Consider the following 14,691-nt stretch of genomic DNA (forward strand, 5'->3'; position numbering starts at 1 on the left):
ATCGCAATCATTGTCATCGAAGCTACTATCTAAAAGTCATTTCTCAAACTGTCTATCTTTGAGAACATCAAATTTATAGATTAGAACGCAGTGTAGCTATTAAGTGTCGCTATTAGTCATATATAACTTTCATGACTTCATATTCAACGACGCCCTTTGGCGTTTCGATGCGCACTTCGTCGCCTTCGAACTTACCAATCAAACCACGAGCGATTGGTGAGTTGACTGAGATTTTACCAGCTTTAAAGTCAGCTTCATCGTCGCCAACGATTTTGTATTGTTTTTCTTCTTCAGTGTCCATGTTTTCGATCACGACGCTGACGCCAAACACGATACGGCCTTCTTTTGGCAGTGTCGAAGGATCGATGACTTGAGCGCCACCAAGTTTGGCTTCGATATCACGAATACGTGCTTCACAAAAACCTTGTTGCTCGCGGGCAGCATGGTATTCAGCATTTTCTTTCAAATCGCCGTGTTCGCGTGCTTCAGCAATCGATGCTGTGATGCGTGGACGGTCGACACTTTTTAGCTGTTTTAATTCGGCTTCTAGAGCCGCGTGTCCTTGCGGAGTCATTGGGTAACGTTGCATGTTTTTTCCTTAAACCAATAACACCACACCACCTCATAATGAGATGGTGTCAGTGTTGTTGCAATGGATATAAAATATAAAAGAGTGATAATTAAGACGATGTAATGAATAAGTTGGCTATCATTTATGAGTGTATATCATCTCAATTCAAGCATAGGCGCACTTAAGCTTACGTAATAAAAAGCATAGTCGCAATTTAGCCACTATGCTTTTTAGGTCTATCACGGTAAAGGTATCGTTCCTCAAGCATGGTTGGCTATATTTAAAGCAAACAACGATACTTGAGTGAGCTTTTAGGCAAGCCTAACGGTTATGCTTAATCTACTGAAATTATTCAGCCACGTCAATAGACTTTGCTTGCTCATGCAAATCTTGTAACTTATAGACATCAAATGGTAAGTCAATCGCGTAAGATTTGCAGACGGCATCAGCGGCACCTAACGTGGTGACGTAGAATACTTTGCCCTGTAGCGCACTGCGGCGAATAGAGAACGAATCCTCTTGAGCTTGCTTACCTTCAGTCGTATTGATGATAAGGTCGATTTTGCCGTTTTTCAAGGCATCAACGATATGCGGGCGACCTTCAGTGACCTTGTTGATTTGCTGACTTTCGATACCAGCGTCGCTCAATACTTTTTGCGTACCAGTGGTCGAGACAATCTTAAAGCCAAAGTCTGCAAGCTGACGAGCAATCGGAGCGATTTGCGCTTTGTCACTGTCACGAACTGAGATAAAGACGGTTTTTGTCTCGCCTTCAGTCGGTAGACCTGGCAGACGCTCGTTACTACCGATAATGGCCTTGTAGAATGCTTCGCCAAAGGTTTTGCCCACGCCCATAACTTCGCCCGTTGATTTCATCTCAGGACTCAAGATTGGGTCAACACCTGGGAACTTAGCAAATGGGAATACCGCTTCTTTGACCGCATAGAATGCTGGGACAATCTCAGTGGTAAAGCCTTGATCTTTAAGCGAAGTACCAGCCATACAGCGAGCAGCAACCTGTGCTAAAGAAGTACCGATACACTTAGAGACAAACGGTACTGTACGTGCAGCACGTGGGTTCACTTCTAGGATATATACAGTTTCGCCTTTTACTGCGAACTGTACGTTCATTAGACCGATAACGCCTAGCTCTTTTGCCATAGCAACTGTCTGTGCGCGCATCACGTCACATAGCTCTTTAGATAGCGAGTATGGTGGTAGTGAGCATGCTGAGTCACCTGAGTGGACGCCAGCCTGTTCGATATGTTGCATGATACCGCCGATGACGACATCAGTACCATCGCATACACAGTCTACGTCGACTTCGATAGCATCATCTAAGAAGCGATCTAGTAGAACAGGGGCTTCATTCGATGCTTGTACCGCAGTACGTAGATAGTGTCTTAGCTCGTCTTCGTTATAGACGATTTCCATCGCGCGGCCACCTAATACATAAGATGGACGTACAACCAATGGATAGCCTACGTCTTTTGCTTTAACCAAGCCATCTTCCAAGCTGGTTGCTAGTGCGTTTGACGGCTGTACTAGGTTTAGTTGCTGAATCATATGCTGGAAACGCTCACGGTCTTCGGCACGGTCGATTGCATCTGGGCTAGTACCGATGATTTTAACGCCTGCTGACTCTAGTGCACGAGCAAGTTTCAATGGTGTTTGACCACCGAACTGGACGATCACGCCATCTGGATTTTCGATACGAACGATCTCTAGCACGTCTTCTAACGTGATTGGCTCAAAGTATAGACGGTCAGAAGTGTCATAATCGGTTGAAACCGTTTCAGGGTTACAGTTAACCATGATGGTCTCGTAACCATCTTCACGCATGGCGAGCGCTGCGTGTACACAGCAGTAATCAAACTCAATACCTTGGCCGATACGGTTAGGACCACCACCGATAACCATAATTTTCTTTTTGTCTGTTGGGTTTGCTTCACATTCGCTATCGTACGTCGAGTACATATAGGCCGTGCTAGTAGCAAACTCTGCTGCACAGGTATCGACACGCTTATAGACTGGATAGACGTTTAGATCCCAACGCTTTTTGCGAAGTTGCTTTTGTGAGATACCAAGCAATTTAGCCAAACGCAAATCTGATAAACCTTTACGTTTAAAGCTACGTAGATTTTTCTCGTTCAAGCCGCCAAAACCAAGTGATTTTACGGTAGCTTCTGTTTTGACGATGTCTTCTATCTGCACCAAGAACCATGGGTCAATCTTAGTAAAGTTAAACACTTCATCGACACTCATACCGACGCGGAAGGCATCAGCAACGTAGTAGATACGCTCAGGTGTTGGAATGGTTAGGCGGTTGATGATTTCGCTACGTGCTTTTTCGGCGCTTACTTTTGATAAGTCAATTTGCTCATCGAAACCATCCGCACCTGTTTCCATGCCGCGCAATGATTTTTGCATAGACTCTTGGAAGTTACGACCGATTGCCATCACTTCACCGACCGATTTCATCTGAGTCGATAGGATGTTGTCTGCTTGTGGGAATTTTTCGAAGTTAAAACGAGGTATTTTAGTCACGACATAATCAAGCGCAGGCTCAAAGCTGGCCGGCGTTTTGCCACCAGTGATGTCATTTTGCAATTCATCTAGCGTATAACCAATTGCCAGTTTCGCTGCGATTTTGGCAATCGGGAAACCAGTGGCTTTTGAGGCTAGGGCAGACGAGCGTGATACGCGTGGGTTCATCTCGATGACGACCATGCGACCAGTGTCAGGGTTGATACCGAACTGTACGTTTGAGCCGCCTGTTTCAACACCGATCTCACGCAGTACTGCTAATGACGCATTACGCATGATTTGGTATTCTTTGTCGGTCAAGGTCTGTGCTGGTGCGACGGTGATTGAGTCGCCTGTATGCACGCCCATTGGATCAAAGTTTTCGATGGCACAAATGATGATGCAGTTGTCGTTTTTGTCACGAACCACTTCCATCTCGTATTCTTTCCAACCAATCAATGATTCATCGATAAGTAATTGATGGTTTGGAGACAAGTCAAAACCGCGCTCGCAGATTTCAATGAACTCATCGCGGTTATAGGCGATACCGCCGCCTGAGCCACCCATGGTGAATGATGGACGAATGATACATGGATAGCCCATTTTTTCTTGAGTAGCAAAGGCTTCTTCCATGGTTTCAGCCGTTTCAGCGCGAGGGCACTCAAGGCCGATACGCTTCATAGCTTTATCAAACAAGTTGCGGTCTTCTGCCATCTCGATTGAGTCTTTGGTCGCGCCAATTAACTCGCAGTTATACTTGGTCAATACACCGTGCTTATCTAGCTCTAGCGCACAGTTTAGTGCTGTCTGTCCGCCCATCGTTGGCAAGATTGCATCTGGACGCTCTTTGGCAATGATTTGCTCAACGGTTTGCCAAGTAATCGGCTCGATATAGGTCGCGTCAGCCATGACAGGGTCAGTCATGATGGTCGCAGGGTTTGAGTTGACCAAGATGACACGGTAGCCTTCTTCTTTTAGTGCTTTACACGCCTGTGCGCCTGAATAGTCAAACTCACATGCTTGGCCGATGACGATAGGGCCTGCGCCAATGATAAGAATGCTTTTTATGTCGGTACGTTTTGGCATAGTTAGAGCTACCTTCGTTTGGGTGATAATTTGAGTAATCTTTATTTTTGATAACGCTCATGGCGTTTTATGCTTGCAGTGCTTATTTAATGCCGCTTGAACCGCTATGGACGATTCAAGCGTTTACTTATTATGTAGTTATAATCAACCGTTTACGCTTGGGCAGTTTTAGACTGTGCCATCATATCCGCAAACTTATCAAACAATGGTGCGCAGTCATGTGGACCAGGGCTGGCTTCTGGGTGACCTTGGAAGCTAAAGACTGGCTTATCGGTCAGCTCGATACCTTGGTTGGTACCATCGAATAATGAGCGATGAGTAGATTTAACGTTGTCAGGTAGCGTGTCTTCATCAACCGCAAAACCATGGTTCTGACTGGTAATCATAACCGTGCCAGTCGCTAGATCTTGTACTGGATGGTTGGCACCATGATGGCCAGTTTTCATCTTGATGGTGTTTGCACCGCTGGCAAGACCAATCAGCTGATGACCTAAGCAGATGCCAAACGTTGGCACGTCAGTTTGCTCAATGATGTGGCGTACCGCATCGATAGCGTAATCACAAGCTGCAGGATCACCAGGGCCGTTTGATAAGAAGATGCCATCTGGGTTCATTGCTAGCACATCTGCGATGGGGGTCTGTGCTGGTACAACCGTTACGTGACAACCGCGGTCGACGAGCATGCGTAGGATGTTGGTTTTGCTACCGAAGTCATAAGCGACGACGTTGTATTTAGAATCGATGTGAGTGCCGAGTTGCTTAAAGAAGCCGCCAGTACCGCTATCATGACTACCAGGGATATCACGGTTGAGTAGGGTGTCTGATAAATCCCAGGTACCCGCTGTCCACTCGAAGTTCTCTTTAGTACAGCATTCTTTTGCCAAGTCCATGCCCTTTAGACCTGCAAAACCTTTTGCTAACTCAATCGCTTTTTGCTCATCATCGCTGCTGATAGTCTCGCCGTTTGAGGCAGTCATGATACAGCCGTTCTGTGCACCTTTATCACGTAATAGACGTGTTAGCTGACGCGTATCAATTTCAGCGATAGCCACTGTCTCATTACGCTGTAGATAGTCGCTGAGTGACTCTGAGTTACGGAAGTTAGAAGTTGCCATGGTGGCATCACGGATGATAAGACCGTCTGCCCATACTTTGTGACCGTTGCCAGATTCTGTGTCCTCGCTATTAGTGCCTGTATTACCGATATGAGGGTAAGTCAAAGTCACCAGCTGGCGGGCATAACTTGGATCGGTTAGGATTTCTTGATACCCTGTCATGGCTGTGTTAAATACCACTTCACCAATACGATGACCTAGGCTGCCGATACTGACACCGCGAAAGATTGTACCGTCTGCTAGTGCCAAAATTGCTTGTATTTCTGCCGATGAATTCAAGGATTGCCTCCGCTGTTATTGGTGAGTGCCATCATGTTTTGTTGGTCTAAAATTGCTCCGTATCCTTTTATTTACGGCATTTGACTGTTGTCATATAAAAGTAAAAAAAGGGCGATACACAAAAATTTTCCACAAAAAAGCGAGAAGACATTATTGATGAAAACTACAAAACCCACTAGATAGTGAATAGGTAACTTGCATCATGTCCGCTCGCTTAGGCACAGATTTTGCGTATTATATACAAAATAGACGGTTATAGCTAGCCGATTTACTGGATTAATAGTCATTTCATGGCTAATAATGAGGTCTTTATAAAGATATTGACTTTATAAAATAGCCTAAGCAGGAACTGACTACTTTCTCTTTTATAAAAATCGACATCGAGCGTGTATTAATAGCGCTGGATTTTCGCAGTTGGCTTTGCCACAATGGACAGCGCAGCGCTAGACCCAATTTTTATGGTCGTTTGTTATAACAATAATGAAGATGACAAGGAGTCGTTATGATTTATCAGTATTTAGACAAAACCCCTGAGTTTGCTGCACCGTTCAATGGCTGGGTAGCAGATTCAGCGCAAGTGATGGGCGATGTATATTTAGGCCATCAAGCCAATATTTGGTTCGGTGCAGTGATACGCGGTGACAACGATCGTATCCATATCGGTGACTATAGTAATGTCCAAGAAAACAGCGTGATTCATACCGATGCAGGTGTCAAGGTGACCATTGGTAACTACGTGACTATCGGTCATCTGGCTATGCTACATGGCTGTGAAGTCGGTGATAACAGCCTAATAGGTATTGGCGCTGTGGTACTTAATAATGTCAAAATTGGTAAAAACTGTTTGATAGGGGCAAAAGCCTTGATTACTGAAGGTCAAGTTATTCCTGATAACTCGCTAGTGATGGGCGCGCCTGCAAAAGTGGTCAAGACGCTGACAGATGAGCAAGCAGCGATGCTAAAAATGTCAGCGCTACATTATGCTGAGCGTTGCCAGAAATTTAAAACAGGCTTAACAGAAATAGCGATGCCTGACTAAAGGTAAATAGTCTAAGCAATTCTAAAGAGGTAAATTACAAGGTACAGGCTTATTTCATTTACATGCTGTTTAGGTGATGAGCTCAGCCTGAATAGATAAATGTACCCAATTTTATTAAACGATTCATATTTTTTCGCAACCAACGATAAGGTCTCACCATGCAGGCAAATCAAGCACAAACAAAACAAAAACAACTGGCACTATTTGATTTAGATCATACATTACTTGATGTCGATAGCGATTATCTCTGGGGTGAGTATATCGTAAAGCATGACCTTGTCGATGAGGCGCAGTACCGTACTGCCAATCAGAAATTTTATAATGACTATATCGAAGGCACGCTAGACGCGACAGAGTACAATGAATTCGTCGCGCAGTTTTTAAGCAGTCTGCCGCTTGATAGACTGGATGAGCTAAGAGAAGACTATATCAAAAGCGAAATCGAGCCACATATTCGCCCAAAAGCAATGGAAGCATTGTGTCAGCACATTGAGCAAGGGCACGATGTAGTGATTATTTCTGCGACCAATGATTTTGTAGTGTCGGCCATTGCCAAGCGTTTTGGTGTAGAAGAAGCCAATGTATTGGCAACGCCATTAGAGATCAAAGATAATCGCTATACAGGTAAGCTAATTGACAGACCAAACTTCCAAGCGGGCAAGATATACCATTTGGATAAATGGCTAAATAAACAGCAAGCCTCTGGCATCTCGTTTGAAAAAACATACGCATATTCAGATTCTAAAAATGATATTCCGTTACTCGAATGGGCTGATGTGGCCGTTTGCGTGTCACCTGATGATGCGTTACATGCGCATGCTTTGGCCCATCGCTGGGCAGTAGAAGATTGGTCGATCTAGATTATTTAATCCAGTAATAGTAGCAACATTAGCAATAGTGATAATTAGCGAACCATTTAGTCTCAATCTCATTTAAAATAGCGCCACATTCGTTATTTATTTTATTAGAAAAACAGGAATATTCATGGAAATCAATCCGTATCAAGAGCAAATTAAAGACTTATCAGAGCGTGGGCAGGATTTGCGGAGGTATCTTTGACTTCGATGGTAAGCAAGAACGCTTAGAAGAAGTCAATTTAGAGTTAGAAAACCCCGAGCTATGGAATGATCCAGAGCGCGCGACCAAGATTAATAAAGAAAAAAGTCACCTTGATGGTGTCATCGATGTGGTAGTGTCACTTGAAACTACACTAGAAGATGCGTCTGCTATGCTAGAGTTGGCAGTTGAAGCAGAAGATGAGTCATTGCTAGCCGATGTGCAGAGCGAGCTAGATAGCGCTGAGAAACGTGTTGCTGATTTAGAATTCCGCCGGATGTTTAGCGGTGAGATGGATCCAAATAACTGCTACTTGGATATTCAGTCAGGTAGTGGCGGCACTGAAGCGCAAGATTGGGCTGAAATGCTACTACGCATGTACACGCGCTGGGCAGAAGCTCATGGCTTCAAAGTAGATGTTATTGAAGTGTCATCAGGTAGCGTGGCTGGTATCAAGTCGGCAACCATTGAGATTAAAGGCGATTATGCGTTTGGCTGGTTGCGCACCGAGATTGGTGTCCACCGTTTGGTACGTAAGTCACCATTTGATAGTAATAATGGTCGACATACCTCGTTTGCTGCGGTGTTTGTCTCGCCTGAGATTGACGACAACGTTGAGATTGATATCAATCCAGCGGATTTGCGTATCGATACCTATCGCTCATCTGGGGCGGGTGGTCAGCACGTAAACACGACAGATTCTGCGGTACGTATTACCCATGAGCCGTCGGGCGTGGTAGTGACCTGTCAGAATGAGCGTAGTCAACATGGTAACAAAGCCACTGCGATGAAGATGCTACGTGCTAAGCTGTATGAGCTGGAAATGCAAAAACGCATGGAATCACAGCAAGCAGTCGAAGACGGTAAATCTGATGTCGGCTGGGGCAGTCAAATTCGCTCGTACGTGCTCGATGACTCTCGTATCAAGGATTTGCGTACGGGTGTTGAGACCTTTAACACTGGTGCTGTGCTAGATGGTGACCTCGATCAGTTTATCGAAGCGAGTTTAAAAGCTGGATTGTAAGCAGCCGTTTTAAACAAGCAACCGTTTTAAAATAGTAACTAATTAAAATAGCAACTAACATTTAATTAAGGAAAATTATGCCAAGCGTTAATAATTATTTTGATGATAAAGTGACTTCTATTGCTTTTCAAACGGTGACCAAGCCTGCGACTGTCGGCGTCATGGAAATTGGTGAGTATGAGTTTGGCACTAGTGAATTCGAAACCATGAGTGTGGTGAGCGGTGCATTGACTGTTAAGCTACCAGAAAGTGACGAGTGGAAAACGTTTAACGCTGGCGAGCAGTTTACCGTTGAAGCTAACCAAAAGTTTCAGGTAAAAGTAGACGTCGAAACCGCTTATCTATGTGTATATGGTAAATAACGACTTCTAAGTTATAGCCGTATCAAAACGAAAAACGCCAAGTATTTTATGCTTGGCGTTTTTTATTTCTGAACTATAAAAAACTATAAGTTTTTACGGTACTGCACCATGTCCGTTAAGCTTGCGACTTTGTCATAAAGTTGGCGTGCATCAGCATTACTTTCTTGAGTTTTCCAATAAACGTGATTACAGCCTTTTTCATCAGCAAAGTTGTATACCGCTTCAATTAATGCCCGTCCGACACCCTTTCCACGTACAGACTCATCGACATAGAGATCTTGTAGATAACAACATGCCGTACTACTCCAAGTCGTTGGATGTATTACTACATGAGTAAAACCTACCAAAATATCATCCTTCCACGCCCCAATTCCATAGGTAGCGACGTCATTATTTATCAAGTTGCGCCAAGTTGTATCAATCGTGCTCATTGCCAAACTGGTCTCATAAAATGTTAGATAGTCTTGCCACAATATCAACCAAAAGTCATAGTCGGCTTTAGAGAGTGGTGCTATTATGATAGAAGTGTTTTTCATTGTGTTTTACTCAACTTAAGTTTTGATAGCCATTAAATTATGACCTAAAATTCAATAGTTGAGAACCCTGCCATTCGCTTACTTTTACACAGGATTACACTTTGTCTGTGCCAAATAAACAGCAAAAACTACCGTCATTAATTATGCTAAAACCATGAATTCTCAAAGGTATACAGGTTTATGACAAAGGCAAAATTACAGACAAGCAAGCAAACAATGATCAAAGACGTGCGTCATGATTACGAGCATCTCGCACGCCGTGCTAATTTGCGTTATGTGAGTGACGACGAACCAGGCTACGAGCGTAGACGTTGGGGTCGCGGCTTTACTTATCGTGATGCAACAGGCAACACGGTCAAAAACAAAGCATTGCGTCAGCGTTTTGATGCATTGGTGATACCGCCCATGTGGTCAGAGGTCTGGATATGCCAAGATGAAAGAGGCCATCTGCAATCAACAGGGCGAGACGAAAAATCGCGCAAACAGTACTTGTATCATCCGTCATGGAACAATATCCGTGATCAAGCAAAGTTTGATGCGATGATAGGATTTGCAGAGGCGCTGCCCAATCTACGCGCGCAGGTGGAGATAGATTTGGAAGCAGAGTCCTTATCACGCACCAATGTACTCGCTGCCGTTGTTAAATTGCTAGAGACCACTTTGATTCGTATCGGTAACAGCCGCTACGCCAAACAAAATAAAAGCTATGGTCTGAGTACGCTACGCAGCAAGCATGTTAGTGAAACCGACAATGGACTGGCGTTTGATTTCGTCGGAAAAAGCGCAAAAGAACACCACATTGAGCTGCAAGATGAGCGATTGATTGACATCGTGCAGGCCTGTTCTGAGCTGCCAGGTTATCAGATATTCAAATACTTAGATGATAATGGGCATAAGCAAGTCGTTGACAGTAGCGATATAAATGACTACTTACGGATGCATACGTGCGGCATGGACTGTGAAAGCAAACTGTACAGTGCAAAGGATTTTCGCACATGGATGGCAAGTGTACTCGCGGCAAGCTACCTCTACGACGAGCTACAAACGTCTGCAGGCGCTAGCATACTAGCCAGTGCGCCAGAAAGCGCTGAGCGACAGCAGTTAGTCACTGATATGGTAAAAAGTGTGGCAGCAGAGCTGGGCAACACGCCGACCGTATGCCGTGCCTCTTATATTCATCCCATTGTCATTGAGCGTTTTTTGGCAGGGCAGTTTTTTGAGACTTACAAACAAGCGCGCCGTGGTCGAACCAAAAAATACCAAAGCTGTGAAGAGAAAGCGTTGTTAGGGTTTTTAAGAGCTGATGTTTAAGTTGAGGTTGTAGATAATAATATTGAGGTGTTAATTCTTTAATAGGAAATTGAAAATATGTGGCAGTACCTTAGCTATTGTAGGTGTCTTCGCGGACTTATAGCGAATTAATGATAATTAGTTATGGATTATCTCTATTTCTATAAAATAAAAATGATACGTTATGTATTGAAATAAACGTAAAAATGCGTTACTAATAGAGCATGATAAATACGAACCTATGAAACGGTCTATAGGATGTGGCCGTTATTCAATCATAAATACCATTTTACCAGTTACCTGCTATTGCTAAAGGATTAGCTTATGAACACCGCCTTTCAAACTGCTACGATCGTTGATGTAGACGCTACCATCACACCAAAAAACTATACCGATTACTATAATAATTTTGATATGAATGCATTGCTGTCAGAAATATTTGGCGAGCACGTAGATGATCGTCTGAATGCCTATATGGCTTGCTGTGGTCGCCATGTACGTGATGGCCGCGCTGATAATGCTGCGTTAGTACACGAAGATACCGCAGGCAATATAACACGCATGAGCTTTGGTGAGCTTGACAAAGCAAGTGCTCAAATCGCTAACTTGCTACAGTCGTATGGGGTAAAAGCGGGAGACAAAGTAGCGACAATGCTACCGCGCACGCCTGAGCTACTGACTGTTGTATTGGCAACATGGCGTATCGGCGCCGTATATCAGCCGCTATTTACCGCATTTGGCTATGACTCAATCAAATATCGGATGGATAAAGCCGATACCAAAGTCGTTTTTACTAACTTAGAAAATCGCAGCAAGTTTGAAGACTTGGCTGAGCAAACCAAAATGGTATTGGTCGGCAGTATAGAAGATGCTCAGACATGGGGTGACGATCATTACACCCAGTCTATGGCAGCACAGCCGCAAACGTTTGAACCTGTGATGCTTGATACAGATGCGCCATTTTTGCAAATGTTTACCTCTGGTACAGTCGGTAAATCAAAAGGCGTCAGCGTTCCGTTAGCCGCATTACCTGCTTTTTACCTATATATGCGTTATGCCATCGACCTACGCGAAGATGATCAATATTGGAACATGGCAGATCCGGGCTGGGCATATGGCTTGTACTATGCCATCACAGGGCCACTGCTATTGGGTATCACCACTTATTTTAATGAAGCAGGATTTGACGCGACCAATACCCGTGAGTTTATGGTGCGTCATAAGATTACCAATTTGGCCTCTTCACCAACGGCATTTCGAATGATGAAATCTAGTGGTGTGTTTGATAGTGTTAATGAAGGCGATCATAACGATACTAATGCTAAGCTGTCTTTACGCTGTGCCAACTCGGCAGGGGAGACATTGAATACCGAAGTGGTCAACTGGGTCGAAACCTATCTAGAATGCCAAGTCAAAGACCAATATGGCCAAACAGAAACTGGCATGACCTGCTGTGCACATCATGCACTGGCGCATGATTGTCCTATTGGCTCGATGGGTATGGCGCTACCAGGTCATACGCTAGTCGTACTAGATGATGATATGAATGTGCTACCGGATGGTGAGCAAGGGCAGTTAGCAGTCGTGGTCAGTCAGTCACCTGCGTTTTATTTCCGTGGCTATAGCTGGAATGAGAAGCAAGCCTTTGTAGATGATTACTATCTGACAGGCGACGTGGTCGAGCGTCATAGTGACGGCAGTTACTGGTTTTCAGGTCGTGATGATGACATTATTATTACCGCAGGTTACCGCGTAGGGCCTACTGATGTCGAAAATACCGTCTTAGAGCATGATGCAGTGGCAGAGTCTGCGGCGGTAGGCGTGCCAGATGAAGTGCGCGGTCACACTATCAAGTCTTATGTGGTACTAAAAGACGGCATCGAAGGCAGTGAGCAAATCGCTAAAGAAATCCAAGAGCTAGTACGCAAACGCCTATCCACTCATGCGTATCCGCGTGAGGTTGAGTTTGTGACCGAGTTACCAAAAACGCCAAGTGGCAAGATACAACGCTTTTTGCTGCGTAGTTTATCTGCTGCGTAACTACCTAATAGAGCGTTTATAGATAATTCATAGAAAACAGCTAATAAAAAATGAAGATTTAAAGGAATAATCATGCAAGTTAAAGAAAACAGCTTTTTGGTCACAGGCGGGGCATCAGGATTAGGTGAATCAGTGGCTCGGGTGATTGTAGATCAAGGTGGTAACGTCGTTATCGCTGATTTAAATAAAACTGCTGGGCAAGCACTAGTCGCTGAGCTGGGTAATAGTGCGCGCTTTGTGCGCTGTGACATCACCAACGGCGATGAAGTGCAAGCAGCCGTTGAGATGGCTGAGTCAGCTTTCGGCGGCTTACAAGGTTCTATCAATTGTGCGGGTGTTGTAGTGGTACAAAAACTGCTAGATCGTGATAACAATCCGGCAGACCTTGAGGCATTTAGTCGCGGGGTCAATATCAATCTGGTTGGTTCATTTAACGTCGCTCGTTTGGTTGCTGCTAGCATTGCCAAGCGCATAGCGAATGACAGTAGTGCAGGCGACCATGTAGAGAAGAACATAGATCAAGGTATTATCATTAATACAGCTTCTATCGCAGCCTTTGACGGACAAGTCGGTCAAGCCAGTTATTCTTCGTCCAAGGCAGGCGTGGTTGGTCTGACCTTGCCACTTGCTCGCGAGCTAGCGCGTCATGGTATACGCGTTATGACCATCGCACCAGGTGTCTTTGCTACGCCGATGATGGACAGCATTCCTGAAAAGGCACGCGAGCAGCTAGAGGCAGGTGTGCCATATCCCAAACGTTTAGGCGCACCCAATGAGTTTGCCAAATTGGTGACTCATATCATCGATAATGCTTACCTAAATGGTGAAGTGATTCGCTTAGATGGTGCGATTCGCATGGTGTAACAGTTTAGTGAGTGATTCATCATTTTTGCACAAAACGTATCTACAGAATCTGGCATAGTGCTTTGATACATATGATTAATGACAAAAAATTAATTATGGGAATCAGAGTCTATGCCATTTTTTTATAAAAAATCTTACTCATCAAATGAGCAGCGGACGCCTTGGTTACACATTATCATTGGTCTTAGTCTTGCTGCCATTGTCAGCACCAGCGCTATTGCTTATGTCAAAAGCACCTCAAAACCCAAAAACCTCATTCCTGCGTCGTCAGTCATTGATAGAGTCTTTGTCGACAAATCAGACCGTATCTTAAAGTTGATGAGCGATGGTAAAGCTATTAGGTCGTATCGTATTGCGCTAGGGGGCAGTCCAACAGGTCATAAGCAACAAGAAGGTGACCAGCGTACGCCCGTTGGGATTTACACCTTAGATTATAAAAACGAGAACTCTATTGCCCATCGCTCTATCCATATTAGCTATCCCAATGATGAGGACAAGGCGCGAGCGCAGTCATTGGGGGTCAATCCGGGTGGCGATATCATGATTCATGGGCAAATGAATGGCTTTGGATATCTGGCTTTGTTTAATCAATGGCGTGATTGGACAGATGGTTGTATCGCGGTTACTAATGACGAGATGGATGAAATTATGGCAGCGGTGACACTTGGTACTCTTATCGAAATCGTGGAGTAGAATAGTCGGATTGTTATCTAATTTATACTAAGTATTTGCATTATTCGTTAGCTTATTTAATGGAGATTTATCTTTCATTTACACTAATAAAATGGCGTAACTTATCTACTAACTACCTTTAACTGATATTAATAGCTAATTTAAATATTATTAATAATAAATATCATTGCTTTAAGTAAGGTTTTATTTAGTAATCGTCTTGAAATAGGT

General features: G+C 44.1%; 12 protein-coding genes. 8 read left to right on the top strand and 4 right to left on the bottom strand.

The features are described from left to right. Positions 1–112: 112 nt before the first annotated feature. From greA to carA, 3 genes are all read right to left on the bottom strand, one after another. Positions 113–589, bottom strand: coding sequence for a transcription elongation factor GreA (gene greA / locus JMY00_RS06865; protein WP_057760725.1), 477 nt, complete (start codon positions 587–589; stop codon positions 113–115). Between the two features lie 330 nt (positions 590–919). Next, positions 920–4,183 (bottom strand): carbamoyl-phosphate synthase large subunit, encoded by a 3,264-nt coding sequence (gene carB, locus JMY00_RS06870; RefSeq protein ID WP_201579584.1) that lies wholly within the window; start codon positions 4,181–4,183, stop codon positions 920–922. Between the two features lie 152 nt (positions 4,184–4,335). Further along, complete coding sequence (carA, locus tag JMY00_RS06875; RefSeq protein ID WP_201579585.1) at positions 4,336–5,577, bottom strand: glutamine-hydrolyzing carbamoyl-phosphate synthase small subunit; 1,242 nt, start codon at positions 5,575–5,577, stop codon at positions 4,336–4,338. Between the two features lie 502 nt (positions 5,578–6,079). Here carA and JMY00_RS06880 point away from each other — a divergent pair. The 4 genes from JMY00_RS06880 to JMY00_RS06895 all read left to right on the top strand — a co-directional run bounded on the left by JMY00_RS06880 (position 6,080) and on the right by JMY00_RS06895 (position 9,058). Beyond that, a complete protein-coding gene (locus tag JMY00_RS06880) occupies positions 6,080–6,616 on the top strand; it encodes a gamma carbonic anhydrase family protein (protein WP_201579586.1) in 537 nt (178 codons plus the stop codon). Positions 6,617–6,774: 158 nt separating this feature from the next. Next, positions 6,775–7,476 carry an HAD family hydrolase gene (locus JMY00_RS06885; RefSeq protein WP_201579587.1) on the top strand — a complete coding sequence of 234 codons (702 nt, stop codon included), beginning with the start codon at positions 6,775–6,777 and terminating at the stop codon, positions 7,474–7,476. Positions 7,477–7,600: 124 nt separating this feature from the next. Further along, a protein-coding gene (gene prfB, locus JMY00_RS06890; protein ID WP_102078362.1) for a peptide chain release factor 2 occupies positions 7,601–8,696 on the top strand; the annotation gives its coding sequence in 2 pieces (ribosomal slippage) (positions 7,601–7,672 and positions 7,674–8,696; 1,095 coding nt in all). Positions 8,697–8,773: 77 nt separating this feature from the next. Further along, the gene (locus JMY00_RS06895) at positions 8,774–9,058 is read left to right on the top strand and encodes a pyrimidine/purine nucleoside phosphorylase (protein WP_201579588.1); all 285 of its coding nucleotides are present in this window, start codon (positions 8,774–8,776) and stop codon (positions 9,056–9,058) included. A gap of 83 nt (positions 9,059–9,141) precedes the next feature. Here the strand turns inward: JMY00_RS06895 and JMY00_RS06900 are convergent, their stop codons facing one another. Beyond that, complete coding sequence (locus JMY00_RS06900; RefSeq protein WP_201579589.1) at positions 9,142–9,594, bottom strand: GNAT family N-acetyltransferase; 453 nt, start codon at positions 9,592–9,594, stop codon at positions 9,142–9,144. A gap of 180 nt (positions 9,595–9,774) precedes the next feature. Between JMY00_RS06900 and JMY00_RS06905 the strand changes: the two genes are divergently transcribed. The 4 genes from JMY00_RS06905 (at position 9,775) to JMY00_RS06920 (ending at position 14,481) form a co-directional block, all read left to right on the top strand. Next, positions 9,775–10,905: a DNA topoisomerase IB gene (locus JMY00_RS06905; RefSeq protein WP_201579590.1), complete on the top strand. Its 1,131-nt coding sequence runs from the start codon at positions 9,775–9,777 to the stop codon at positions 10,903–10,905. A 303-nt stretch (positions 10,906–11,208) separates the two neighbouring features. Then, positions 11,209–12,924: an AMP-binding protein gene (locus tag JMY00_RS06910; protein WP_201579591.1), complete on the top strand. Its 1,716-nt coding sequence runs from the start codon at positions 11,209–11,211 to the stop codon at positions 12,922–12,924. 72 nt (positions 12,925–12,996) lie between these two features. Then, positions 12,997–13,788, top strand: coding sequence for an SDR family NAD(P)-dependent oxidoreductase (locus tag JMY00_RS06915; RefSeq protein WP_201579592.1), 792 nt, complete (start codon positions 12,997–12,999; stop codon positions 13,786–13,788). Positions 13,789–13,899: 111 nt separating this feature from the next. Then, a complete protein-coding gene (locus tag JMY00_RS06920; RefSeq protein ID WP_201579593.1) occupies positions 13,900–14,481 on the top strand; it encodes a L,D-transpeptidase family protein in 582 nt (193 codons plus the stop codon). Positions 14,482–14,691: the final 210 nt, after the last annotated feature.

Origin of the sequence: Psychrobacter sp. Pi2-52, assembly GCF_904846705.1 — a bacterium.
Classification (GTDB): domain Bacteria; phylum Pseudomonadota; class Gammaproteobacteria; order Pseudomonadales; family Moraxellaceae; genus Psychrobacter.